Origin of the sequence: Mycobacterium sp., from assembly GCF_046330795.1 — a bacterium.
Lineage (GTDB): Bacteria > Actinomycetota > Actinomycetes > Mycobacteriales > Mycobacteriaceae > Mycobacterium.
The window spans coordinates 161,843-185,429 of the sequence record NZ_JAXLSA010000005.1; the positions used below are offsets into that span (position 1 = coordinate 161,843).

Genomic DNA, 23,587 nt, shown 5'->3' on the forward strand with positions numbered 1-23,587 from the left:
CGCAGGGCCCACGCTCGGCACCAATCGGGTCAGGCGTGCGCACCCACCGACAGTGCGGCGTTGATGGCGTCGACGCGATCCTTGGCGTCGCCGAAGAGCATCTGGGTGTTCTCGCGGAAGAACAGCGGGTTCTGCACGCCGGCGTAGCCGGAGGCCATGGAGCGCTTGAAGACGATGACGTTGCGGGCGTTCCAGACGGTGAGCACGGGCATCCCGGCGATGGGGCTGCTCGGATCCTCGGCGGCCGCGGGGTTGACGGTGTCGTTGGCGCCGATGACCAGCACCACGTCGGTGTCGTCGAAGTCGTCGTTGATCTCGTCCATCTCCAGGACGATGTCGTAGGGCACCTTCGCCTCGGCCAGCAGCACGTTCATGTGCCCGGGGAGCCGGCCGGCGACGGGGTGGATGCCGAAGCGGACGGTGACGCCGCGGTCGCGCAGCCGCCGGGTGAGGTCGGCGACCCCGTACTGGGCCTGGGCGACGGCCATGCCGTAGCCGGGGGTGATGATCACCGAGCTCGCCGACGACAACAGTTCGGCCGCGCCCTCGGCGGTGATCTCGCGGTGCTCGCCGTAGTCCTTGTCGTCGGCCGGACCGGCCTCGATCCCGAAGCCGCCGGCGATCACCGAGATGAACGACCGGTTCATCGCCCGGCACATGATGTAGGACAGGTAGGCACCCGAGGAGCCAACCAGGGCGCCGGTGACGATCAGCAGGTTGTTGTCGAGCAGGAACCCGGACGCGGCGGCGGCCCAACCGGAGTAGCTGTTGAGCATGGAGACGACCACGGGCATGTCGCCGCCGCCGATGGAGGCCACCAGGTGCCAGCCCAGCAGCAGTGCGAGCACGGTGACGACGGCGAGCAGCCACAGTTGCGGGTCGATGACGAACCAGACCGTGAGCGCGGCGAATGCCACCAGGGCGCCGACATTGAGGATGTTCTTGCCGGGCAGCATCATCGGCGCTGAATTGATGCGCGCGGAGAGTTTGAGGTTGGCGACGATGGAGCCGGTGAAGGTGACGGCGCCGATGAAGACGCCGATGACGACCTCGGCGGAGTGGATGCCGGCCATGCCCTGCTGGTGCAGGGCGAGAGATTCGGCACCGGAGGCATCGGCCTCGACGTGCAGGTAGCCGTTCCAGCCGACCAGCACGGCCGCCAGGCCGACGAATGAATGCAGCAGCGCGATCAGCTCCGGCATGCCGGTCATCTCGACGACCTTGGCCCGCCACAGCCCGATCGCCGCGCCGATGGCCATCGCGCCGATCAGCAGACCGGCTCCCAGCGGGGAGATGTGCCGGGCGGCGGCCAGGGCGATGGTCGCGACCAGGGCCACCGCCATCCCGGTGATGCCGAACGAGTTCCCGGCCCGGGAGGTCTCGTGTTTGGACAGCCCGGCCAGGGCGAGGATGAACAGCAGGGCGGCGACGACGTAGGCCGCGGTGGCAGCGTTTTCGGTGTTGAACAAGTGAGACATGGTTCCGGCCCCTTAGCTTCGCGAGAACATCGAGAGCATGCGGCGCGTGACCGCGAAGCCGCCGAAGACGTTGATGCTGGCCAGCAGGATCGCCGCGGTCGCCAGCACGGTGATGGCCAGGTTGCCGTGCCCGACCTGCAGCAGGGCGCCGACCACGATGATCCCGGAGATGGCGTTGGTCACCGACATCAACGGGGTGTGCAGCGCGTGATGCACGTTGCCGATCACGTAATAGCCGATCACGATCGCCAGCGCGAACACCGTCAGGTGCATTTGCAGGGCAGCCGGTGACAGTGCGATCAGGACGAACAGTGCCGCGGCGGCGGACAACGTCAGGCCCAGGCGACGTCCGGTGCTCATCGGGGTCTTCTCGGCCTTGACGACCGGTGCGGCCGCGCCGGCCGCGACGGCGGGCGCGGCGGAGACCTGGACCGGTGGCGGCGGCCAGGTGACCTCGCCGTCGCGGACCACGGTCACCGAGCGCTGCACCACGTCGTCCCAGTCGAGCGTGAGTGCGCCGTCCTTGTTCGGGGTGAGCAGCTTGAGCAGGTTGACCAGGTTGGTGCCGTAGAGCTGGGAGGCCTGGGCGGGCAGCCGGCCGGCCAGGTCGGTGTAGCCGAGGATGGTCACGCCATTAGCAGTGACGATGGCTTGGTCCTTGACCGTCCCTTCGACGTTGCCGCCGTTGGCCGCGGCCATGTCGACGATCACGCTGCCCGGATTCATCGCGGCGACCATGTCGGCGGTGATGATGCGCGGAGCGGGCTTACCGGGGATCAGTGCGGTGGTGATGATGATGTCGACATCCTGGGCCTGCTCGGCGTACAGGGCCGCCTCACGGGCCTTGTAGTCCTCGCCCATCTCCTTGGCGTAGCCGGTGGCCGACACCTCGGCCGCGGCCGGATCGACGGCCAGGTATTCCCCGCCCAGGGAGGCGACCTGGTCGGCGACCTCGGGGCGTGGATCGGTGGCCCGCACGATCGCCCCCAGCGATCCGGCGGCGCCGATGGCGGCCAACCCGGCCACCCCGGCGCCGACGACCAGCACCTTCGCCGGCGGTACCTTGCCCGCCGCGGTGACCTGCCCGGTGAAGAACCGGCCGAACTTGTTCGCGGCCTCGATCACCGCGCGATACCCGGCGATATTTGCCATCGAGGACAGCACGTCCAGCGACTGCGCACGCGAGATACGCGGCACCGCGTCCATGGCCAGCACCGTGATCGGCCGGGTGGCCAACTGCTCCACCAGTTCCGGGTTCAGTGCCGGCGAGATCAGCGAGATCACGGTGGCGCCGTCGCGCAGGGCGGCGATCTCAGCGGCATCCGGCGCGTTGACCTTCAGCACGACATCGGCATGCAGTACTTCGGGTGCGGAGCCCACACTGGCCCCGGCCTCGGCGAACGCGGCATCGGCGAAACTGGCCGCCGCACCCGCGTCGTGCTCGACGACCACCGAATACCCCAGCTTGATCAACTGCCCGACGGTTTGCGGGGTGGCGGCAACCCGGGTTTCCCCGGGCAGGGACTCGCGCGGTATCCCGATGAGCATGGATATCGGTCCGTTCTGGTCGGTTCAGCCTTCAGTCGGATGACACGCGGATGCCTGACCGAAAGTGGTTGGAAGTTGACAGTGTAAGAGGCCAGCATGGACGACCGCTGGGTCGCCGTCCTGCTGAGCAGTGGCTCAGCGGGCTCTTGACCGGCTGATGTCGGTGGCTGTTAGGTTGTCCGCAGTGGTCGGGAGAGGGATTCGGCGATGAACATTCAGCGTGCGAGAACCACCGCAATGTATGTGGCCTGCGCAGGACTGCTGGTCCTGGGACCAGTGGCCGCGCCGCCCCACCTGATCGGGGTGGCGTGGGCCGACGACGAGGACAGCGGGCCGGCGCCCGCCCCGGACGAGGCCTCGACGGGCGCGGACGCGCCGGTCCAGGCTCCCCAGGAGCTCCTGCCCGCGGAGATGCCATCCGACGTCGTCCCGGACGAGGCCGCCGCGCAGCCGGTGGCCCCCGCGCCGGTTCCGTCCGGCACGACGCATGCCCCGGGCGAAGGGACGACGACGGCGCCGGCCGGTGTGGCCGCTGCCGTCCTGGTTCCGGGGATGGACCCCGCGTTCCTGACCATCAACCCGGACGGGTCGCTGGTCTATCACGGGACGACGGCGGTGGGCGTCGATACTCCCGGCTGGAATGTCTACCTCGGCGAGGACGGCCTGGACATGCTCCACGGCCCGGTCGGTCCGGCGGTCGCCGCCCCGACCCCGGCCATCCCGCCGGCAGCGGCAGAGGCGGACCTTTCGTCCTAGCCACCACCTGCTCGCTGGCCGAGAACTCCGGCCACGGCGACCAACCACACTCCGGCGGTGGTCAACACCGGGCCGGCGCCGCACGTTAAATTCCCGCTGAGTCGGAACGTATCGGGGACGCAGGCGCGGGATTTCAATCTCTCCATGCGTATTACACCGGCGCGCGGGCACTGTCGTCGCTGACGCCACCGGGACGCCGACCCATCAGGGACGGCGTCCCGTTCCGTCCCGACACCCACCGCCAGAAAGCCGCCAGTGTCCGTATTCGTCGACATCACCCCCGAAGAGGCCGCCGTCCCGGCGTCTCGCCGTGCGGCCGGGACAGACCGCGGGCGCACGCTGCTGACCAAGGCCGCGCTGCCGGCCCTCTCGGTGCTGGTGTTCCTCGGCGTCTGGCAGTTCGCGGCCGCCAGTGCGATCTGGAACCAGACCTTCGTGCCCTACCCGGCCACGGTCTGGCGCGCGTTCGTCGACGTGTCCACCACTCACGACGGCGTGCGGGGCTACGCCGGATACCTGCTCTACGAGCACCTCTACATGACGCTGCGCCGGGTGCTGGCGGGTGTGCTCATCGGCGTCACCCTCGGAGTCCTGCTGGGCCTGGTGATGGGTTCGATCGGCTGGGTGCGCAGCGTGCTGGAACCGTGGCTGACGTTCCTGCGGGCCCTACCCCCGCTGGCCTACTTCTTCCTGCTGGTGATCTGGCTGGGGATCGACGAGGCGCCCAAGATCACCCTGCTCGCGCTGGCCGCCCTGCCGCCCGCCGCGGTCGCGACCACCGCCGCCGTCGTCGCCGCACCGGTCGGACTCACCGAGGCAGCCCGTGCGCTGGGCGCCAGTCGCGCCCAGGTGGTCCGCGACGTCGTGGTGCCCGCGGCCCTGCCCGAGACGTTCACCGGCATCCGGTTGGCGGTCGGCATGGCGTACTCGTCGGTGGTGGCGGCCGAACTGTTCAACGGGATCCCCGGGATCGGCGGCCTGGTCAAGGACGCCAGCAATTACAACAACACCCCCGTGGTGCTGGTGGGCATCTTCGCCATCGGATTCTCCGGGCTGGTGATCGACGGTTTGTTGCGCGCCATCGAGGTGCGAGCCGTCCCATGGAGAGGGAAGCTATGAGGTTCACGAAAGTTCTTGCCGCAGCGGTGATCACGGCCGTCGGGTTAGCCGGGTGCGCGGTGGACCACTCCGGGCATCAGGCCGACAAGCCGACCATCCGGATCGGCTACCAGACTTTCCCGAGCGGCGACCTGGTTGTCAAGAACAACAAGTGGCTCGAGCAGGCGCTGCCGGACTACAACATCAAGTGGACGAAGTTCGACTCCGGCGCCGACGTCAACACCGCGTTCATCGCCAAGGAACTCGACTTCGGCGCCCTGGGATCCAGCCCGGTGGCGCGCGGTCTGTCCGCGCCGCTGAACATTCCGTACCAGGTGGCCTTCATCCTCGACGTCGCGGGCGAGAACGAAGCACTGGTCGCGCGCAACGGGACCGGCATCAACACGATCGCCGATCTGAAGGGTAAGCGGATCGCCACCCCGTTCGCTTCCACCGCGCACTACAGCCTGCTGGCGGCATTGAGTCAGAATGGCTTGTCGCCCAACGATGTTCAGTTGATCGACCTGCAGCCGCAAGCGATCCTCGCGGGTTGGGAACGCGGCGACATCGACGCCGCCTACACGTGGTTGCCGACCCTGGATCAATTGCGCACCACCGGTAAGGAGCTGATCAGCAGCCGGCAGCTGGCGGCCGATGGCAAGCCGACCCTGGACCTGGCAACAGTGTCGAGTGACTTCGCCAAGGCGCACCCCGATGTGGTCGACGTCTGGCGCCGGCAGCAGGCGCGGGCGCTGCGAACCATTCACGACGACCCGGCCGCCGCGGCCAAGGCGATCGGCGCGGAGATCGGGTTGAGCCCGGCCGATGTGGAGGGACAGCTGAAGCAGGCCGGGTTCCCGACGCCCGAGGAGGTGGCCTCGCCGCAGTGGCTGGGTACCGACGGCAAGCCGGGCAACCTCGCCGTGAACCTGCAGAGCGCCTCGCAGTTCCTGGCCGACCAGAAGCAGATCCCGGCCGCCGCGCCGCTGCAGACGTTCCAGGACGCCATCTACACCAAGGGGTTGCCCAATGTCCTCGCGCAGTGACCCGCCCGGAGACAGGGGTCTGCGGATCCGCAACGTCGAACACCGCTACGGGTCCGGGCGCAATCAGGTCACCGCGCTCGGGCCGGTGGACCTGGACGTCGAACCGGGCGCGTTCCTGGTACTGGTCGGCGCCTCCGGCTGCGGTAAGAGCACGCTGCTGCGGCTGATCGCCGGATTCGAGGAGCCGACCGCCGGGCAGGTCCAGGTTGCCGGCGGCGCGCCGTCGCCCGGCATCACGTCGGGGGTGGTGTTCCAGCAGCCGCGGCTGTTCCCGTGGCGCACCGTGGGCGGCAACGTCGACGTGGCGCTGAAGTACGCCAAGGTGCCGCGGGACCGTCGGGTGCAGCGCCGCGACGAACTGCTCGACCGGGTCGGCCTGGGCGGCACGGCCGATCGCCGGATCTGGGAGATCAGCGGCGGGCAGCAGCAGCGGGTCGCCATCGCCCGCGCGCTGGCCGCCGAGACGCCGCTGTTCCTGCTCGACGAGCCCTTCGCGGCACTGGATGCCCTGACCCGGGAGCGGCTGCAGGAGGATGTCCGGCGGGTCAGTGCGGAATCCGGCCGCACCACCGTCTTCGTCACCCACAGCGCCGACGAGGCCGCCTTCCTCGGGTCCCGGATCGTGGTGCTGACCCGTCGGCCGGGTCAGGTGGCGCTGGACATCCCGGTCGACCTGCCGCGCATCGGGGTCGATGCGGACGAGTTGCGGCGTTCGCCGGAGTACTCGGATCTACGCGCGGAGGTGGGGCGCGCGGTGAAAGCGGCTGCGGCCTAGGAATTTTCGGGTGCAACCGGCACCGCGGTTCTCAGACCAGGTCCACCACGTCGGCAATGGACGGCAGTACCCGCCCGGGCCGGAAGGGGTACTTCTCGATCTCGGCCTCGCTGGTGGAACCGGTCAGCACCAGGATGGTGTCGAGCCCGGCCTCCATCCCCGCGACCACATCGGTGTCCATCCGGTCGCCGATCATGGTGGTTTCCTCGGAGTGCGCCTCGATGCGGTTCAGCGCGCTGCGGAACATCATCGGGTTGGGCTTGCCCACGAAGTACGGCTCGCGGCCGGTTGCCTTGGTGATCATCGCGGCGACCGATCCCGTGGCCGGTATGGGTCCCTCGGCCGACGGACCGGTGACATCGGGATTGGTGGCGATGAATCGCGCACCGTCCCCGATCAGCCGCACCGCCCTGGTGACCGCCTCGAACGAATACGTGCGGGTCTCACCCAGCACCACGAAGTCCGGATCGCTGTCGGTGAGCGTGTAGCCGACCTCGTGCAGCGCGGTGGTCAGGCCGGCCTCGCCGATGACGTAGGCCGAGCCGCCGGGCAGCTGGTCGTGGAGAAAGGCGGCGGTGGCCGTCGCGGAGGTCCAGATGGATTCTTCGGGCACCGTCAGGCCCGACCGTTTCAGCCGGGCGGCCAGGTCGCGTGGGGTGAAGATCGAGTTGTTGGTGAGCACCAGGAAACGCCGCTGCTTGTCGGCCAGACGCTGCAGGAACTCCGCCGCGCCCGGCAGCGCGTGTTCCTCACGGACCAGCACCCCGTCCATGTCGGTGAGCCAACATGACGTGGGGGAGCGCACAGTTGTCAGACGGGCGGGTAGGCCGGCGGTGGGTAGTTACCCCGCAGGGCCCACGGCAGCCATGAGAAGAAGTATTCGATCTCGTCGCTGGCGTCGTAGTCCGGGTTCGGATCCATGCCCGGAGTCTAGCGGCGACGGCCAGTTGGCAACACCACAACCGTTATTGCCTAAACTAGCCAACTAGTTGATTGGTCGGTGTCGACCGACCGCGTAGGACAGAGAGTGAAGCATGGCGTCAGATAATGGGCTGTCCCGCCGCGAAGAACTGCTGGCCGTGGCCACCAAACTGTTCGCCGCGCGCGGCTACCACGGCACCCGCATGGACGACGTCGCCGACGTCATCGGCCTCAACAAGGCCACGGTCTACCACTACTACGCCAGCAAGTCGCTGATCCTCTTCGACATCTACCAGCAGGCCGCCGAACGTACCCTCGCCGCCGTCCACGACGATCCCACCTGGACCGCCAGCGAGGCGCTGTACCAGTACACCGTCCGGTTGCTGAAGCAGACCGCGGCGAACGTGGAGGGCGCCGCCGTCTATTTCCAGGAGCAGCCCTACATCACCGAGTGGTTCACCGAGGAACAGGTTGCCGAGGTCCGGGAGAAGGAGACCCAGGTCTACGAGCACGTGCACGGGCTGATCGACCGCGGCATCGCCAGCGGCGAGTTCTACCCGTGCGACTCCCACGTGCTGGCCCTGGGCTACATCGGGATGACGCTGGGGGCCTACCGGTGGCTGCGCCCGGACGGCCGGCGCTCGGCCGAGGAGATCGCCGTCGAATTCAGCACCGCGCTGCTGCGCGGGCTGGTGCGCGACGAGGCGGTCCGCGCCGAATGGCCGCTGCCGACGAAGTCCGCTTCGGCCCGATGATGGCCCCTCGCTAGGCTCCGTTACATGCCGATCGTGAGCAAGACCGTCGAGGTGAACCGTGACGAGGCGACGATCCTGTCGATCGTCGCCGACTTCGAGGCCTACCCCCAGTGGAACGACGAGGTGAAGGGCTGCTGGATCCTGCACCGCTACGACGACGGCCGGCCCAGCCAGCTCCGGCTGGACACCGAGATCCAGGGCAATCAGGGCACCTTCATCCAGGCGGTGTACTACCCGGCGCCCAACCAGATCCAGACCGTCATGCAGCAGGGCGAGCTGTTCACCAAGCAGCATCAGCTGTTCTCGGTGGTGGGCATGGGCCCGGCCAGTTCGCTGCTGACGGTCGACATGGACGTCGAGGTCAGCCTGCCGGTGCCGGCCATCATGATCAAGAAGATCGCGAACGACGCGCTGGATCATCTGGCCAACAACCTGAAGTCCCGCGCCGAGAGTCTGACCGCCTGAACAGCTAGGTGTCCCACATCCCGGTGCGCTCGAGCGTCTCGGTGAGTTGGCGGGCGCCGTCGGTGAACTGCCACTCGGTCAGTTCGACGACGGCAGCCGTGTCCCGCGCCCGCATCGCGGCGATCAGCTTCGCGTGGTGTTCGACGGCGCTGTGGCCCCAGTCCGGATCGTTGGCGTAGATCAGCGTCGGCATGTACCGCGCGGCGTGCAGCAGGAACCATGCCAGCTTCACGCGGCCGGCCAGCCGGTTCAGCGCGCGGTGGAACGCGAACTCCGCCGCCACGACGGCGTCGGGCTCACCGCGGTCGACGGCCGCGGCCAACTCCTCGTTGAGGGTGCTCAGCTCGGCGAGGTCGTCATCGGAGGCATTGCGGGCCGCCGTCACCGTGAGTTCCTTCGCGATGGTGCTCTGCAGCCAGAAGATGTCCTCGATGTCGTTGCGGCTCAACGGAACAACGACGTACCCGCGGTGTGGCTCGAGGGTCACCATGCCCTCGCCGCCGAGCTTGAGGAGCGCTTCGCGAACCGGCGTGATGCTGACACCGAGCTGTGCGGCGGTCTCGTCGAGACGGATGAAGGTGCCCGCGCGCAGCGCCCCGGTCATGATCGCCGCGCGCAGGTGGGTGGCGACCTCGTCCGACAGTTGTGCGCGCCGGAGCCCGGGCCGGCGGGTGTGCCTGACTTCGGCCGGTGCGTTCATGGCACTCCTTCCGTCGGGCGGGGCTTGTCTGGCGTACATCATATTTGATCAAATGTAAGATCTACGCAAATTGCTCCCACAGTTCTCCCGGACGTTCTCCCGGACATCCCGGATCGATTAAGGACCCGATCGTTGACCGCACAGCTGACCGGACAGACCAGCACCGCCACTGACGCGCCCCTCACCCAGCCCTACCTGGCCCGACGGCAGAACTGGGTGAACCAGTTGACCCGGCACGCGCTGATGCAGCCCGACACCCCGGCCCTGCGCTATCAGGGCAGCACGGTCACCTGGGGCGAACTGGACCGCCGGGTCACCGCGCTGGCCGACGCGCTGGCCCGCCGCGGCATCGGCGTCGGTGACCGGGTGATGATCCTGATGCTCAACCGGACCGAGTTCGTCGAGTCCTTCCTGGCCGCCAACCGACTCGGTGCCATCGCGGTGCCGGTGAACTTCCGCCTCACCGCGCCGGAACTGGCGTTCCTGGTGGAGGACTGTGAGTCGCGGGTCGTCATCACCGAACCGGTGCTGGCCGGGGTGGCCGGCGCCGTCCGCGAGATCGCACCGCTGCTGGAGACCATCGTGGTGGCCGGTGGGGCCACCGAGGACGGCGTGGTGGGCTATGAGGACCTGCTCGCGGAAGAGGGGCCGTCCCACGAGCCGGCTGATGTTCCCAACGACAGCCCCGCGCTGATCATGTACACCTCGGGCACCACGGGCCGGCCCAAGGGCGCGGTGCTCACGCACACGAACATGACCGGCCAGACGATGACGATGCTGTACACCAACGGCGCCGACCTGAACAACGACGTCGGGTTCATCGGCGTCCCGCTGTTCCACATCGCCGGGATCGGCAACCTGCTGGTCGGTCTGACGCTGGGCATCCCGACGGTGATCCACCCGCTCGGCGCCTTCGACCCCGGCGCCCTGCTGGACGTGCTCGAGGCGGAGAACGTGACCGGCATCTTCCTGGTGCCCGCGCAGTGGCAGGCCGTCTGCGCGGTCCAGCAGGCCCAGCCGCGCGCACTGAAGCTCCGGGTCATCTCCTGGGGTGCGGCCCCCGCGTCGGACACCCTGTTGCGGACCATGGCCGAGACGTTCCCGGGCAGCAAGATCCTGGCGGCGTTCGGGCAGACCGAGATGTCGCCGGTGACGTGCATGCTGCTCGGCGACGACGCACTGCGCAAGCTCGGCTCGGTCGGCCGGGTGATCCCGACGGTCTCGGCGCGCGTCGTCGACGAGGACATGAACGATGTGCCGGTCGGCGAGATCGGCGAGATCGTCTATCGCGCACCGACATTGATGGCCGGCTACTGGAACAACCCGACCGCCACCGCGGAGGCGTTCGCCGGCGGCTGGTTCCATTCCGGTGACCTGGTCAAGATGGACGACGAGGGATACGTCTGGGTCGTCGACCGCAAGAAGGACATGATCATCTCCGGCGGAGAGAACATCTACTGCGCCGAGGTGGAGAACGCGCTGGCGGCGCACCCGGAGATCGTCGAGGCCGCCGTCATCGGCCGCTCCGACGAGAAGTGGGGCGAGATTCCCGTTGCCGTCGTTGCGATTTCGTCGGAACAGCTGCGGATCGAGGACCTCGACGCGTTCCTCGACGAACGGCTGGCCCGGTACAAGCACCCGAAGGTGCTGGAGATCGTCGAGGCGCTGCCGCGCAACCCCGCCGGCAAGGTGCTCAAGACCGAACTGCGCAAGCAGTACGCCGAACCGGCGGAGTAGCCGGCAGTCCTAGTCGTCGCCCCGCGGGGTGACCACGATGGGTACGTCCAACACCCGCAGGATCCTGGCGGCCGTGGAACCGATGAACAGGCGCCGCGGTGGGGCCAGCCGGCTGGACCCGAGCATCAGCAGGTCGCCGTCGCGCCAGGTGAGCTTCTCGACCGCCTCCTCCACGCTGGCGCCCTCGACCACTGCGGTGGTGACCTGCAGGTCCGACGGAAGCGACGCCTTCGCGGATTCGATTGCCGCCCCGGCCTTTTCGCGCGCAACCTCGACGTCCGGCCCTGGGTGGGCGTCGAGCGCGACCAACGAGACCAGCCGTAGCGGAACTCCCGCGGCCGCGCTCAACCGCGCCGCCGTGTCGAGCAGCAGCTTGGCCCCGGGGCGCGAGCCGATGGCGCAGGTGACCGTGCGGACGCGTGCGACGTCGCTGTGGCGGGTGCCGCGCGGAGCCACTGCGACCGGCACCGGGGCGAAATGCAGCAGGTGATCGACATCGGAACCCAGCCAGTACCTGCCGATCAGGCCGCCACCGGATCCGCCCACCACGATGGCCAGGGCGTCCAGGCGCACCGCTTCTGCGCTGAGCGCCTCGGTCACCGATTCCGCGACCACCACCTCGGCATGTGCCGTGACGTCCTCGGGCACCAGCTTCAGGGCCTCGTCGAGCCAGACCCGGGTCTGATCGGCCAGGACATCCTGGAACTTCTCGACCGTCACCCGGGGAGTCGTGACGTCGTCGGCCTCCACGACCAGGCGCAGCTCCAGCTCCGCTCCGAGCGTTCGGGCCAGCCGTACCCCCAACGCAACCGCATCCGCCCCACCGGGCGTGGCGAGATACCCGACCACCAGCTTCATCAGTGCTCACCGGCCCGGTCATGTTCGACGTGCCGAGCGTGTTCGATGTGTGGAATGGGCGTGCCCTCCTCGGCCAGCGTTTCCTCCTCGATCTTCATGGTGAGCGGCCTGCGCAGTCCTCGGGTGACGTACACCAGCAGTGTCAGGCCGACAACGAACCAGATCGCGCCGTAGACCAACGCGTCGCGGTGCAGGTTGATCCACAGCACCGCGGTCAGGCACATGCCGATGATCGGCAGCACGATGTTGATCACGATCTGGACAGGGGTGTTTCGTTGCTTGAGGCGCACCGCGTAGTACAGCAACACGGTCAGGTTGACCACGGTGAACGCGATCAGCGCACCGAAGTTGATCATCGCCGACACGAATTCGAGCGTGAACCGCACCGCCAGCAGCGACACCGCGCCGACGATCAGCACCGCGTGCAGCGGCGTCAGGAACTTCGGGTGGATGTAGGACAGGAAGCGCGGAATCCGGCCGGTGCCGTTGCGGGCCATCACATAGATCATCCGGGAAACGCTCGCGTGCGAGGCCAGGCTGGAGGCGACCATGGCGGCCAGCGCGGCCGAGACGAACAGGATCTTGAAGAGCTGCCCGCCGACCTTGAGGGCGAGTTCGGGCAGCGTGTCATCGGTGACCTCGAAGCCGTCCAGGGTGGGAAAGGCGGCCTGGGCGAACCAGGCGCCGAGGAAGAAGATCGCGCCGCCGATCATCAGCGCCAGCACGATCGCCTTCGGGACCGTGCTGGGTGTCTTGGCCTCCTCGCTGTACATCGTGATCGCGTCGAAACCGATGAACGAGAAGCACACCACGGTGGCGCCGGCGATCACGGCGCCCATCTGAACGCCCTCGTGGTAGAGCGGTTCGAGGGTGAAGATGGTGCCCTGGCCCAGGCCGTTGTTGATCGAGACCCAGGCCAGCACGACGAAAACGGCGATCAGGACCACCTGGAAGACGACGAGGATGCCGTTGATGTTGGACGTGCCCTTGATGCTCCACGCGTTGAGCGCGGTGATGATCGCGACGTAGCCGAGCACGAAGTACCACGACGGCGAGTCGGGGAAGAACGACTCGAAGTAGATCCGCGCGATCACCGCGTTGACCATCGGCAGCAGCAGATAGTCCAGCAGCGACGACCATCCGACCAGGAAGCCGATGTTGGGGTGGATCACCTCGGAGGCGTAGGTGTAGGCCGAGCCCGCCGACGGGAAGACCCGCGTCATGCGGCCGTAGCTGATGGCGGTGAACACCATGGCGACCAGTGCGACGATGTAGGCCAGCGGAACCACCGCGTCGGTCTCGCCGGAGACGATCCCGAAGGTGTCGAATACCGTCATCGGCGTCATGTAGCCCAGACCGAGGCCGACGATCGCCCACAGTCCGAGCGAGCGCCCGAGGTGAGCGGTGGCGGGTGGATCAGACGCCATGTGCGTGCCTTTCAGCCGTCCGTGCCACCGTCAGGACGAGGCGCCGGTAGCAGGAAGAAACGCTAGCGGGTGAGTGTGCGTTGCGCAGCCGTCATGCGCGATTTCGTCAGCCGGCGCCGCCGTACTCCGGTCGCAGGATCGAACTCAGCGCGCTCAGCGGGATGTGCGCCTGCACGGTGCCGCCGTCCATGTACCACTGCATGCGACCGATCGTGTAGTCGATCGGAACATCATGTCCCACAGGGTAATCCGGCATGTAGAGGATCAGCTCGTCCGGGGTGAGCGCCCACGCCTTGTAGCCGCCGGAGTAGACCTTGTCCGGCGTCCACCGGTCGAGCATGAACGGGTAGGTGTTGGCCTGATGCGCGGGGGGCGCCTGGTCCAGCGCCTGCTGGATGTATTCGGCGCCCAGCGACGAGATGGCGCCGATATCGGTCCCGGGCCGCAGCAGATCGGCCAGCTGCAACTGCCGGCCGCCACCGAATGTGAAGGTGCGGTAGGCGTTGTTGAGTACCGGTGCGTTCGGGTGGGTGCCGGCGTCCGTGCCGTAGGTGGCCGAGTACACCTCGTGGAACGCGGCTGTCATGGTGCCGCCGTGGTTGAAGACCTCGAAATGCTCCTCGGCGAAACTGTCGGCGGCCATGTGGACGGCGGCGGTCTTCCAGTTGTTCATCAGGGTGCGCAGATAGTCATGGATGGTCGGGTTGTCGATCAGGCCGTCCGGCAGCGCCATCGTGATGGTGCGGGTCGCATTGCGCTCGGACTCCACCGTGGCAACGCAATTCGCGCCGTCCCAGTTTCCGCCGACCTCGGCACAGAAGTCCGGTACCGACGCCGTGGCCGTGGCGATGTTCCCGGGCGCTGGGACCGACCATGCCAGCGCGGCCACGGTGAGGGCGGTGCCGGCGAGTGCGCTGAGTTTCATGGGCCTTCTCCGATGGGTCACGGTCTCCGATACGTCAGGGCAGGTCGACCTTGCTGGCGCGCCAACGGCCGTCGACGTACTCCATGGTCATCTTGATCCGGCTGCGGTCGATGCGAGGATCGGGCACGTTGGTGTTCGACACCGACTGATCGACGAACAGCAGCACGACAACCTTGTTCTTGGTGGCCGACTGCACCGCCGACTCGAGCACGACGCCGTGCGCGGTGGCCTTGTTGTCGATCAGCAGCTGGCGCAACTGCATGCTGGACTGGCTGTACATGTCCTTGAACTCGCCGGTGGCGCCATCGAGCACCTGCGCGAAGTTGTCGTCGACCTTGTTCGAGTCGATGCTGGTCAGCACCTGGGCATACGCGACGGCGGCCTGCCGGGCCTGCTCGCCGGCGCGGGTCACCTGATCCTGCTGCCAGAGCTTCCAGCCGAGGAAACCCGACGCCGCGAGCGCCGCGACCAGCACGGCGGCTACGAGCAGCCGGGGGACGAGTCCCCGCCGCGACCGGGGCTCGGCGGTCGCGGCGGCTTCGTCGGCCTCGGCTTCCGCCTCGGGTTCGGTGACCTCCGCCTCCGAGTCGGTGATCTCCGTGGCCTCCGAGCCGTCCTCCGTCACCGCGGAGTCCGCGTCGACCTCGAGATCGACCGCGGGATCGGCCTCGGTGTCGGGAGCGGTTTCTTTCTCGGACGTCACGGACAACATCATCTCCTAGCGGGTCGCAGGCGGGGTAGGCGCGTGCGTCGGTGGTTCAGTGCGGCGGTTCGATGGGCAGTACCGGTCCACCGTACGGAGTGGGAATCGTGTACCGCCCCTTGGGCGTTGGGTCGGTGGTCTGCCCCAGATCGGCGCCCTGCGGGGGCCCGGCGGTGTCGTCCCCGGCCGGCCGCGGCGCGTTCTTGGCCCCGCGGATGAGCACCGCGGGATCCTCGTCGCGGCAATAGGTGTACATGTACGGCTCGGGATAGTCCGCGGAGGCCGGTGGCCGCCGCGGTGTGCCGTAGTCGCAGGAGTAGCGGGGGTAGATGTCGCCGGTGGCCCACAGCCCCTGGTCGTGCATCGTGGCGCCGATGGCGTCGAGCACCGACGTGCGGTAGGTGGGGAACAACGCCTGCAGCGCGGGCACCCGCTGGTAGAGCAACTGGGACGTGGTGGCCATGCTGCCGAGCAACTGGACCATGGTGTCGGAGTTGTCGGTGAACAGGTTGTCGACCTTGGTCAGGGCGTCGGGCGTCTGATTGGTCAGGGTCCGGTAACCGTTGACCATGCGGTCGATGCCGGCGAAGCTGCGGCTCAGATTGTCGGTGGCGACGACGATGCCGGCGTTCTTGTCGGCCACGAGGTCGAACACCACGCGGCTGGTCCGCAGCAGGCTGGTGGTCTCCGGCAGTACCGAATCCAGCGTCGACAACATGAACGTGCCGCCGTCGACGACGTCGGCGAGCTTCTGCGGGCCGGCCTTGGTCATGCTCAGTTCCTTCTTGAGCACGTCGAGCTTGGCCGGGTCGACCTGTGCGAGGGTGCTGTCCGAGTTGGCGAGCATGTCCGCCAGGCTGATCGGCACCGTCGCGTGACCGAGCTTGATCCGGCTGCCGTCGGACAGGAACGGGCCCGACTCCGACTCGGGCACGAAATCGACGTACTGTTCGCCGGCCGCCGACAACCCGGACACGCGAACCTGGCTCGCCGACGGGATCTTCATCCGCGACTCCAGACGCAGCACCGCGTCGACGCCGGACGGAGTGATGTGCAGCGAGTCCACCCGCCCGATCGGGACGCCGCGGATGGTGGCGTCCTGGTTGGGCAGCAGGCCTGCCGACTCGGGCAGCTCGACGGTCACCCGGTAGGTCGAGGCGAACGGGTTGACCCGCAGCGCGCCGAACAGCAGGTAGCCGACCGCGACCACCATGACGGCGACGAGGGCCAGCGCGGACAGCCACGCGCGATGGTGGTAGCCGTAGCGGACCACGCCGACGATGCCGTCGGCGGTCTTGTGAATCGGGTTGCTCACTGCGGTGCCTCCGCGGGGAGGGGCCCGGCGGGCGCGGGTGCCGGGACGGCGGCGGGTGCGGGACCCGGTGGCGGGCCGCTCGGTTGCCCGGGATTGGAGACGGCGGGCGGTGCCACCGGCAGGGGCAGCGGCGGTGTCGGCGGGCCCTCCGGCGGACCGGCGACCGCCAACTGACCCGGCTCGGTCGGACTCGGGATCACCGGCACCTGCGGCACGCCCTGGCCCTGTCCCACGATCCGCTCCTGCAACCGGAACAACGTGTACTTGAACGACCCGATGATCTGGTTGAAGTTGGACCACTTCGGGCCGTGCAGGCCGTCGTCACCGGCGAATCCGATGTCCGGGATGTGTCCCAGGATCAGCCGGTCGATGCTGGTGTTCACCGACCACGCGCTGCTCGGGAACATCTTCACGAACGGCGGCATCAACCGGTTCAGGTGGTAGAGCCGGGCATCGGGGGCCAGCACGACATCGTTCCAGGATCCGGCGATGGTGTTCAGGTCGCCGATGACACTGCGGCCGCTGGTATCCGTGCCGGCGACCGACGGGAACTTCTGCAGCTGGTCACTGACCGAGCCGACCCGGGTCACCAGATCGGCGATCTGGCTGGTGTTCTCGGCCAGCGTGTCCGTCGCCGGGTTGGCCGCGGCCATCAGGGCGCTGAGTTCGTCGTTCTTGTCGTTGAGCTTCGTGGCCAGCTGCGAGGTCTGTTTCATCGCCTCGGAGATCTGGTCCGACCGGGCGTTGAGGGTGCCCAGCGTGCGGTTGGTCTTGGCGATCAGGTCGCCGAAGGCCTGTCCCTGATCACCGGTCGCCTTGCCGATGCCGTTGACCAGGTTGGTCAGGTTCCGCACCGCGCCACCGTTGACCACGATGGCCGCCGAGCTGAGCAGCGCCTCGATGGTGGCGGCCGACGACGTCGAATCGATCCCGAGGGTGTCGCCGTCCTTCAACAGCGGGGTGCCCGGCGCGACCTTTTCCGGCGGCCGGACGGAGACGAACACGTCGCCCAGAGGGGTGGCCGACCGAAGTTCGGCCGTGCTGCCCTTGGGCAACTGCACGCCACCCATGATCCGCAGCCGGGTGACGGCGGTGTAGTTGTGCGCCTCCATCGATTGGAGCTCGCCGACATCGGCGCCCCCGAGCTTCACCTTGGCCCGGTCGGGCAGGTTGAGTGCGTTGGTGAACACCGCCGTCAGCGTGTAGCCCCCGGAGCCGTGATTGCCCGGAGCCGGCAACGGCAGGCTGGCGAGCCCGCCGCCCGCGCAGGCCGAGGCGGTCAGGCAGGTGCCCACCGCCAGTGCCAGGGTTCGTCCGATGGGCCTCATCGCTGTCCCATCGCCGCCATGCCGTCCAGGACGGAGGTGAGCCCGAAGTCGGGCCCGAAGTCCTGCAGTGTGCCGGTGCTGCACCCGAGCTGCCGCAACCCCATCATGTTGCAGACCTCCTTGAGCGTCTGGGTGTCGAACAGCACCTTGTCGGTCAGCACGTGCACCCGCAGGGCGCCGTTCTTCTGATCGATCGAGTTGTAGATGTTGTCCAGCGTCATGGGGAGGACGTCGAGGAGTTCCATCGTGTCGCGCTGCTTGTCGACGAGGGTTCCCACTGACTTGTTGCCGTTGAGCACAACCTGTTTGATGTTGTCGCGGTTGTCGTCGAGGACCTTGCTGAGCTGTTCGACCACCTGGTTGATCTTGCGGCCGGTGGTGCCCGAGCCCAGGTCCTCGTCGGCCACGATGTCGCTCAGTGCGCGGATGTTGCCGCCGAACTCCCGCAGCGTCGCGTCGTTCTTGGCCGCCGCGTCGAACATCGAACTGACGTTCTTGATGACCGTGGTCAGCTGCTCGCGGGTGATGGTCCCGCGGTCGGCGGACAGTCGCAGCGCATCGGACAGGTCGCCCAGCGACGATTTCATCAGCTCGCCGTTCCCGTCGGCGATGGCCGCGCCGGAGTTGACGACGTCGGCCAGTGGGCCGTTTCCGTGCCCGTCGCCGTGCAGTGACTTCGACAGGTTGTTGACCAGGTCCAGGGTGCGGGCGAACTCGATGGGGGTCTTGGTGCGGGCCAGGCCGATGGTCGCGTGGTCGGCCAGCACCGGGCCGCCCTTGTACGGGGGGGTCAGCTCCACCTGGCGGTCGGTCAGGATCGAGTTGGAGATGGTCACCGCGTGCACGTCGGCCGGCAGCTTGACGTCCTTGTCGACGGTGAACTCGGCCTCGACGTAGCCGCCCTTCGGGGTGATCCTGCTGACCGTACCCACCGGCATCCCGAGCACCGCCACCTTATTACCGACGTAAAGCCCTGCGGCGCTGTCGAATTGGGCCGTGACGTGCAGTACGTTGACCCGCTCTTGCAGGAACTTCCAGCCGATGGCACCGGCCACCAGTAGCGCGGCCAGTCCGAGGGCCGTGAGGGCGATCATGCGCTTACGAGTTCTGGTCATTTGCAGTCCTGGAAGTACTGGACGAAGTTGAACTGCTTGGCCCGTCCGCTGATGGCGCACATCCACGAGTCCGCGAGCAGGCCGTTGGGCACGTTGAGGTCGGCCGCGTTGCCGGTGCCGGTGGCGTTGGCCAGGCCGCGCAGCGCCACCGGGGCGGCCTGCAGGATGGAGCGCAACAAGTCGTCGTGCTGGGCCAGCAGGTCGGACAGATGGCGCAGATCGCGCAGCGTCTGTTCGAGTTGGGGTCGGTCATTGACGACGATGTTGTTCAGCGTCTGGACCAGATCCGTCAGGGACGCCAGCATGGCATGGAAGGCCGCGCGTCGTTCGACGAACTCGCCCACCAGCGAATTCCCCTGCCGCACAAGGCTTCCGACAGTGGCCTGCTGGCTGTGCAGGGTGTTGGTGACGGTCTCGGTGGTCTTCAGCAGCGAGCCGATCTGATCCCGGCGGGTTCCGACGATGTCGGCGAGCCGGCGCAGGTTCTCCATCGCCTGTGGGATCAGCGGGGGCAGGCCCTTGAGCTGGGTCCCCAGTGCGCCCAGCGACTGGCCGAAATTGGTGAAGTCCATCTGCTCGTAGGTGCCCGTCGCATCGGTCAGCGCCTGCTGCAGGTCGTAGGGCACCTCGGTGTGCGCGAGATCGATCGTGTTGTTGGGCAACGAACCCGAGCCCGCCGGCTCCAGCGACAGATACCGCGAGCCCAGGATGGTGAGGACCTTGATGGTGGCGCGGGACTGGTCGCCCAGCGGCACGTCGTCGCGCACCCGCAGTTCGGCCTCGACGTGGTCGCCCATCAGTTTCATACCGGACACGGTCCCGACCTGGATGCCGGCGACCGTGACGGCGTTGCCGTCCGTCAGCGCCGCGGCCTGCAGGAACTGGGCCTTGACGTGCCGGTAGCCGAAGTTGGCGGCCTTGACGCCCAGCAGCGTCGCGACGAGCGCGCCGACCACGATGATGGCGATCACGCCGAGCAGGATCTTGCTGCGCTCCTCGAGCGGCGTCTTGCGCGGCCCCTGTGTCCTCGTCCTCGGCGGCGTCTGCGCCGCGCTCTGGTCAGCCATTGGCCATGTTCCTGCATCGTGGGCTGTACTGCGCCTTGTTCCCCGGGGTGGCCGCGTTGACGATGATCGGTGTCACGTCGTTGAGGCCGGGGAAGAATCCCGTGGCGTTGAGGTCGCAGGAGTACGTGTTGCCGTACGCACCCTCGTTGGTCATCCGCGCCAGTGCCTTGAGCAGCAACGGGAGGTTGGCGCCGGTGAAGGCGAGCTGCGGTTCGATCGAGAGCAGATGCGATGAGAAGCCGGGCTGGCGATTGATCATCTCGTTCAGCGAGGGGTAGACGTTGTCGCTGATGGTCGCCAGCTGGTTCACCACCCGCTTGATCGATCCCATCGAGTCCACCAGCTCGGGGCGCCGCGCGTTGAACGTCGACACCATCCCGCGGGTCTGGGTGATGACGTGGTCGAGATCGGCGTTGTGCTGGGCCAGATTTCCCACCATCGAGTTCAGGTTCGTGATGACATCCCCGAGTTCGTTGTCCTGGCCGGCGAAGGCGTTGGTCAACTTGCTGGTCTGGTCGATCAGGACCGCCCACGACGACTGGTCACCCTGCAGCGACTTGATGGCGCCCTCGGTGAGGTTGTTGAGGTCGTCGGGATTGACCAGGCTGAACAGCGGCTCGAAACCGTTGATCATCTGGCCGACGTCGAACGACGGGTCGGTGCGCTCCACCGGAATGGTGGCGCCGGGGGACAGCTTGGTCGAATCGCCGACATGCCCCAGCGACAGCCCGAGGAAACGCTGCCCGACGATGTTCTGGTAGACCACCGAGGCGACGGTGTTCTGGTACAGGTTCTGGTTCGACTGCACCACGAAATCGACCTTGGCCCGGGTGCCCTCGAGTTCGATCTTCTGGACCCGCCCGACCCGGACGCCGGCCATCCGGACGTCGTCGCCCTCGCGCAGGCCGAAGACGTCGGTGAACACCGCCGCGTACGGCTGCGTGTGTCCGGTGACGTCACGACGCAGCGTGCTGTACACCAGCCACGTCAGGGTCAGCGCGACGACCATGAACACGGACAGGCCGATCATCGGGCCACGGAACTTCATCGGGGACCCCCTTCCCCGGGAGCTGATGCGAGTGAGACGGTCATCCCGCGTGCGACGGGACCGAGCAGCAGCTGGGTGGCGGTGGTGGCCGGCTGGCCGGTCACGACGCTCAGTGCGGCGCGTTCCTGCGCGCTACCCACGGGGCCCACGTTTCCGCCGAACGATGCGGGTGCGGCCTCGGCGGGCAGCGGGCTGGCGGGCGCCGGGGGTGCCGGTGCGGCCGGTGGCGCTGGAGCTCCTGGGGGGGCCGGCGGGGGACCGGGCAGCGGCGCGTTGGGGTAACCGGGCTGGGCCACCGGTGCGGGCGGCGACAGCAGCGGCGTCGGGTGCGTGATGGGCGCCAGGTCCGGGTTGGCGGTGCCGGGGACCGGCGGCGCGGGCGTCATCCCCGCCGGCAGCGGCGGGTTGGGGTCGGTCAGGTTGGGGTAGGGGTTGATCAGCGGCGGGCCGACGGCAACCAGATTCCCGTTGGGCCCCAACACCGTTCCGCGCGGCGGCGTCAGGTTCTTCGGGGGCTGGTAGTTCTGCGGCAGGAGCACCTCGGGGATGTCCGGCCGGACCGCGACCAGCGGTGCGGTGTAGCAGCTGGGGCCCTTGAGCTCGCCGTACCGGGGGCAGTCGGCCCGCGTGTAGGAGTACGACGGCGTGAAGGACAGGTTGACCCGCAAGTTGCCGATGTCGCGCTCCGGCAGCCAGACGTTGTCGAAGAACCTGTTGGTGAGTCCGCCGATCTTGTTGAACGCGGGCACGAAGTTGTGGGCGTTCATGGCCAGCGATCCCAGTACGGGCGTCAGCTGACCGGTGATGGAGACCAGCTGGTCGATGTGATTGTCCAGCGCGGTCTGCGTGGTGCCCAGGGTGTTCATGCCGCCGCTGACCAGGGCGTTCAGCTGCGCGCGTTGTTCGGCCAACACCTGCATGGGCACGACGGCCTGATGGAGGGCGTCGACCAGTTCCGGAGCGGTCTGCTGCAGACCGCGGGTGGCATCGAGGAGAGCGGACACGGTGGTGGGCCCGGCGGGATCGGTGGCGACGATCTGGTCGAGTTGGTCGAGCAGCCGGTTGAGCTGTGCGCCGGCCTGGAGCAGTTCGGGCCGGCGGCTCTCGGTGGCCTCGTTGATCGCGGCCATGATGCCAATGCTGTTGTCCTCCCGCGGATTTCGCCCGGTGGCGGCGAGGATGTCGCGGAGCTTGTTCAGCGTGGTCTGGAAGATCACCGTGGGCAGTGCGGTGTCCTCGGGGATGCGTGCGCCCGGGCCGATCGCGGGGCCGGTCTTGTTCTCGGAGACGAGCTGGACCGACGACACCGCGAAGATGTTGCTGGGCACCACGCGCGCCGTCACCGTCGCCGGGATCGACTTGGCGAATTCGGGTTTCAGGTTGATGGCGACCGTGTTGGGCCGGCCGTCGGTACCGGGGGAGACGTCGCGGACCGTGCCGACCAGCAGGCCGTGGTACTTCACGTCGGAGTTCTGGGGCAGGCCGTCGCCGACGTTGGTCAGTTCGGCGACCACCGGAACGTGAGGGTCGAGCCGGCCGGTCGACTTGAGCATCAGGAACGCGGTGATCAGTGCGGCGACCAGGATCACGCCGATACCGGCGAACAACAGTTGGCGCTCGGTGGGTCCGCGTCCGTCGGTCTCGTAGGCGTTGGACATCTAGCCACCGAACCTTGCGCCGGCGTCGACCGACCAGAACGCCATGGTGAGCAGCATGTTGACGATGATCACCACGGTGATGGCCGCGCGCATCGCGTGCCCGGCGGCCACGCCGACGCCGACCGGGCCGCCGCTGGCGTAGAACCCGAAATAGCACTGGATGGTGGAGGCGATGGCCGTGAAGATGATGGCCTTCAGGACGGACAGCAGAATGTCCCGCAGCGACAGCATCATCGTGAAGTAGTGCAGGTACGACCCGGTGGAGCCACCGCTGACCAGCATCACCACCGCCTGGGTGGTCAGGTAGCTGGCGGCCAGACAGGCCACGTAGAGCGGCACGATCGCGATGGCCGAGGCCATCAGCCGGGTGGTGACCAGGTAGGGGATGGGCCGGATGCCCAGGGTGTCGGTGGCGTCGATCTCCTCGGCGATCCGCATCGAACCGAGCTGGGCGGTGAACCGGCAGCCGGCCTGCACCGCGAAGGCCAGTGAGGCGGCGATGGGCGCCAGCTCCCGGGTGTTGGCCAGCGACGAGATGATCCCGGTGGCCGGCCCCAGCCCCAGCATGTTGAGGAAGTTGTAGCCCTCGATGCCGACCAGTGCGCCCACCGTCACGCCGAGCACGATGGTGACGCCGGCGGTACCGCCACCGACCACCAATGAGCCGTTGCCCCAGGCGATGTCGGAGAGCAGGCGGACGAACTCGGCCCGGTAGTTCTTCAGGACGATGGGGATGCCCATGACGGCCCGGACGAAGAACGCGAACATGTGCCCGATCCGGACGACCGGTTGCACGGCACGCTTGGAGAGCCGCCGCAGCGGTTCGAGGATCGGGGGGATCGGGCGGACGGTGCTTGCGGTCAT

23 protein-coding genes are annotated in these 23,587 nt (G+C 67.9%); 7 read left to right on the forward strand and 16 right to left on the reverse strand.

The genetic code is table 11. The annotated features are described in order from the left end of the window. Positions 1-29: 29 nt before the first annotated feature. Complete coding sequence (gene pntB / locus U0R18_RS17655; protein WP_526370755.1) at positions 30-1,478, reverse strand: Re/Si-specific NAD(P)(+) transhydrogenase subunit beta; 1,449 nt, start codon at positions 1,476-1,478, stop codon at positions 30-32. Positions 1,479-1,490: 12 nt separating this feature from the next. Next, entirely contained in the window at positions 1,491-3,026 is a 1,536-nt protein-coding gene (locus U0R18_RS17660; protein WP_526370757.1) for a Re/Si-specific NAD(P)(+) transhydrogenase subunit alpha, read from the reverse strand. Positions 3,027-3,233: 207 nt separating this feature from the next. Between U0R18_RS17660 and U0R18_RS17665 the strand changes: the two genes are divergently transcribed. From U0R18_RS17665 to U0R18_RS17680, 4 genes are all read left to right on the forward strand, one after another. Next, entirely contained in the window at positions 3,234-3,782 is a 549-nt protein-coding gene (locus tag U0R18_RS17665; RefSeq protein WP_526370759.1) for a hypothetical protein, read from the forward strand. A gap of 255 nt (positions 3,783-4,037) precedes the next feature. Then, positions 4,038-4,901 (forward strand): ABC transporter permease, encoded by an 864-nt coding sequence (locus U0R18_RS17670; RefSeq protein ID WP_526370761.1) that lies wholly within the window; start codon positions 4,038-4,040, stop codon positions 4,899-4,901. Continuing rightward, positions 4,898-5,926 (forward strand): taurine ABC transporter substrate-binding protein, encoded by a 1,029-nt coding sequence (locus U0R18_RS17675; protein WP_526370763.1) that lies wholly within the window; start codon positions 4,898-4,900, stop codon positions 5,924-5,926. Before U0R18_RS17670 ends, U0R18_RS17675 begins: the two co-directional genes overlap by 4 nt. Further along, entirely contained in the window at positions 5,910-6,701 is a 792-nt protein-coding gene (locus U0R18_RS17680) for an ABC transporter ATP-binding protein (protein WP_526370765.1), read from the forward strand. The genes U0R18_RS17675 and U0R18_RS17680 overlap by 17 nt, the downstream gene beginning before the upstream one ends. 31 nt (positions 6,702-6,732) lie before the next feature. Here the strand turns inward: U0R18_RS17680 and U0R18_RS17685 are convergent, their stop codons facing one another. Continuing rightward, a complete protein-coding gene (locus tag U0R18_RS17685; RefSeq protein WP_526370767.1) occupies positions 6,733-7,506 on the reverse strand; it encodes an HAD-IIA family hydrolase in 774 nt (257 codons plus the stop codon). 5 nt (positions 7,507-7,511) lie between these two features. Further along, positions 7,512-7,622, reverse strand: a complete 111-nt coding sequence (locus tag U0R18_RS17690) for a hypothetical protein (RefSeq protein WP_126335776.1) — start codon at positions 7,620-7,622, stop codon at positions 7,512-7,514. Between the two features lie 113 nt (positions 7,623-7,735). Here U0R18_RS17690 and U0R18_RS17695 point away from each other — a divergent pair, with 113 nt between their 5' ends. Next, complete coding sequence (locus tag U0R18_RS17695; RefSeq protein ID WP_526370770.1) at positions 7,736-8,377, forward strand: TetR/AcrR family transcriptional regulator; 642 nt, start codon at positions 7,736-7,738, stop codon at positions 8,375-8,377. 24 nt (positions 8,378-8,401) lie between these two features. Beyond that, positions 8,402-8,842 carry an SRPBCC family protein gene (locus U0R18_RS17700; RefSeq protein ID WP_526370772.1) on the forward strand — a complete coding sequence of 147 codons (441 nt, stop codon included), beginning with the start codon at positions 8,402-8,404 and terminating at the stop codon, positions 8,840-8,842. A 4-nt stretch (positions 8,843-8,846) separates the two neighbouring features. Here U0R18_RS17700 and U0R18_RS17705 read toward each other — a convergent pair whose 3' ends face one another. After that, entirely contained in the window at positions 8,847-9,542 is a 696-nt protein-coding gene (locus U0R18_RS17705) for a GntR family transcriptional regulator (protein WP_526370774.1), read from the reverse strand. Between the two features lie 132 nt (positions 9,543-9,674). Here U0R18_RS17705 and fadD5 point away from each other — a divergent pair, with 132 nt between their 5' ends. After that, the gene (fadD5, locus tag U0R18_RS17710) at positions 9,675-11,279 is read left to right on the forward strand and encodes a fatty-acid--CoA ligase FadD5 (protein ID WP_526370776.1); all 1,605 of its coding nucleotides are present in this window, start codon (positions 9,675-9,677) and stop codon (positions 11,277-11,279) included. Between the two features lie 9 nt (positions 11,280-11,288). On the opposite strand, the gene U0R18_RS17715 is transcribed toward fadD5, so the two are convergent. The 11 genes from U0R18_RS17715 to U0R18_RS17765 all read right to left on the reverse strand — a co-directional run bounded on the left by U0R18_RS17715 (position 11,289) and on the right by U0R18_RS17765 (position 23,587). Next, positions 11,289-12,137, reverse strand: coding sequence for a universal stress protein (locus U0R18_RS17715; RefSeq protein ID WP_526370778.1), 849 nt, complete (start codon positions 12,135-12,137; stop codon positions 11,289-11,291). Beyond that, positions 12,137-13,564 (reverse strand): amino acid permease, encoded by a 1,428-nt coding sequence (locus U0R18_RS17720; protein WP_526370780.1) that lies wholly within the window; start codon positions 13,562-13,564, stop codon positions 12,137-12,139. The genes U0R18_RS17715 and U0R18_RS17720 overlap by 1 nt, the downstream gene beginning before the upstream one ends. 106 nt (positions 13,565-13,670) lie before the next feature. Then, complete coding sequence (locus U0R18_RS17725) at positions 13,671-14,489, reverse strand: DUF3298 domain-containing protein (RefSeq protein ID WP_526370782.1); 819 nt, start codon at positions 14,487-14,489, stop codon at positions 13,671-13,673. 34 nt (positions 14,490-14,523) lie between these two features. Next, on the reverse strand, positions 14,524-15,204 hold the full coding sequence (locus U0R18_RS17730) for an Rv1363c family protein (protein ID WP_526370784.1): 681 nt from the start codon (positions 15,202-15,204) through the stop codon (positions 14,524-14,526). A gap of 43 nt (positions 15,205-15,247) precedes the next feature. Beyond that, positions 15,248-16,507, reverse strand: coding sequence for an MlaD family protein (locus tag U0R18_RS17735; protein WP_526370786.1), 1,260 nt, complete (start codon positions 16,505-16,507; stop codon positions 15,248-15,250). Then, positions 16,504-17,835 (reverse strand): MCE family protein, encoded by a 1,332-nt coding sequence (locus tag U0R18_RS17740; RefSeq protein ID WP_526370788.1) that lies wholly within the window; start codon positions 17,833-17,835, stop codon positions 16,504-16,506. The genes U0R18_RS17735 and U0R18_RS17740 overlap by 4 nt, the downstream gene beginning before the upstream one ends. Further along, entirely contained in the window at positions 17,832-18,950 is a 1,119-nt protein-coding gene (locus U0R18_RS17745; RefSeq protein ID WP_526370790.1) for an MlaD family protein, read from the reverse strand. Before U0R18_RS17745 ends, U0R18_RS17740 begins: the two co-directional genes overlap by 4 nt. Then, entirely contained in the window at positions 18,947-20,017 is a 1,071-nt protein-coding gene (locus U0R18_RS17750; protein WP_526370792.1) for an MCE family protein, read from the reverse strand. The genes U0R18_RS17745 and U0R18_RS17750 overlap by 4 nt, the downstream gene beginning before the upstream one ends. Next, complete coding sequence (locus U0R18_RS17755) at positions 20,010-21,065, reverse strand: MCE family protein (RefSeq protein ID WP_526370794.1); 1,056 nt, start codon at positions 21,063-21,065, stop codon at positions 20,010-20,012. Before U0R18_RS17755 ends, U0R18_RS17750 begins: the two co-directional genes overlap by 8 nt. After that, positions 21,062-22,723: an MlaD family protein gene (locus tag U0R18_RS17760; protein ID WP_526370796.1), complete on the reverse strand. Its 1,662-nt coding sequence runs from the start codon at positions 22,721-22,723 to the stop codon at positions 21,062-21,064. The genes U0R18_RS17755 and U0R18_RS17760 overlap by 4 nt, the downstream gene beginning before the upstream one ends. Further along, a complete protein-coding gene (locus tag U0R18_RS17765; RefSeq protein WP_526370798.1) occupies positions 22,724-23,587 on the reverse strand; it encodes an MlaE family ABC transporter permease in 864 nt (287 codons plus the stop codon).

What these genes read in the sequence shown, in the direction of transcription:
- pntB (WP_526370755.1), bottom strand. Translation starts at nt 1,478, where the DNA reads ATGTCTCACTTGTTCAACACCGAAAACGCTGCCACCGCGGCCTACGTC.
- U0R18_RS17660 (WP_526370757.1), bottom strand. Translation starts at nt 3,026, where the DNA reads ATGCTCATCGGGATACCGCGCGAGTCCCTGCCCGGGGAAACCCGGGTT.
- U0R18_RS17665 (WP_526370759.1), top strand. Translation starts at nt 3,234, where the DNA reads ATGAACATTCAGCGTGCGAGAACCACCGCAATGTATGTGGCCTGCGCA.
- U0R18_RS17675 (WP_526370763.1), top strand. Translation starts at nt 4,898, where the DNA reads ATGAGGTTCACGAAAGTTCTTGCCGCAGCGGTGATCACGGCCGTCGGG.
- U0R18_RS17680 (WP_526370765.1), top strand. Translation starts at nt 5,910, where the DNA reads ATGTCCTCGCGCAGTGACCCGCCCGGAGACAGGGGTCTGCGGATCCGC.
- U0R18_RS17690 (WP_126335776.1), bottom strand. Translation starts at nt 7,622, where the DNA reads ATGGATCCGAACCCGGACTACGACGCCAGCGACGAGATCGAATACTTC.
- U0R18_RS17695 (WP_526370770.1), top strand. Translation starts at nt 7,736, where the DNA reads ATGGCGTCAGATAATGGGCTGTCCCGCCGCGAAGAACTGCTGGCCGTG.
- U0R18_RS17700 (WP_526370772.1), top strand. Translation starts at nt 8,402, where the DNA reads ATGCCGATCGTGAGCAAGACCGTCGAGGTGAACCGTGACGAGGCGACG.
- U0R18_RS17705 (WP_526370774.1), bottom strand. Translation starts at nt 9,542, where the DNA reads ATGAACGCACCGGCCGAAGTCAGGCACACCCGCCGGCCCGGGCTCCGG.
- U0R18_RS17715 (WP_526370778.1), bottom strand. Translation starts at nt 12,137, where the DNA reads ATGAAGCTGGTGGTCGGGTATCTCGCCACGCCCGGTGGGGCGGATGCG.
- U0R18_RS17720 (WP_526370780.1), bottom strand. Translation starts at nt 13,564, where the DNA reads ATGGCGTCTGATCCACCCGCCACCGCTCACCTCGGGCGCTCGCTCGGA.
- U0R18_RS17725 (WP_526370782.1), bottom strand. Translation starts at nt 14,489, where the DNA reads ATGAAACTCAGCGCACTCGCCGGCACCGCCCTCACCGTGGCCGCGCTG.
- U0R18_RS17730 (WP_526370784.1), bottom strand. Translation starts at nt 15,204, where the DNA reads ATGATGTTGTCCGTGACGTCCGAGAAAGAAACCGCTCCCGACACCGAG.
- U0R18_RS17740 (WP_526370788.1), bottom strand. Translation starts at nt 17,835, where the DNA reads ATGAGGCCCATCGGACGAACCCTGGCACTGGCGGTGGGCACCTGCCTG.
- U0R18_RS17745 (WP_526370790.1), bottom strand. Translation starts at nt 18,950, where the DNA reads ATGACCAGAACTCGTAAGCGCATGATCGCCCTCACGGCCCTCGGACTG.
- U0R18_RS17750 (WP_526370792.1), bottom strand. Translation starts at nt 20,017, where the DNA reads ATGGCTGACCAGAGCGCGGCGCAGACGCCGCCGAGGACGAGGACACAG.
- U0R18_RS17755 (WP_526370794.1), bottom strand. Translation starts at nt 21,065, where the DNA reads ATGAAGTTCCGTGGCCCGATGATCGGCCTGTCCGTGTTCATGGTCGTC.
- U0R18_RS17760 (WP_526370796.1), bottom strand. Translation starts at nt 22,723, where the DNA reads ATGTCCAACGCCTACGAGACCGACGGACGCGGACCCACCGAGCGCCAA.
- U0R18_RS17765 (WP_526370798.1), bottom strand. Translation starts at nt 23,587, where the DNA reads ATGACCGCAAGCACCGTCCGCCCGATCCCCCCGATCCTCGAACCGCTG.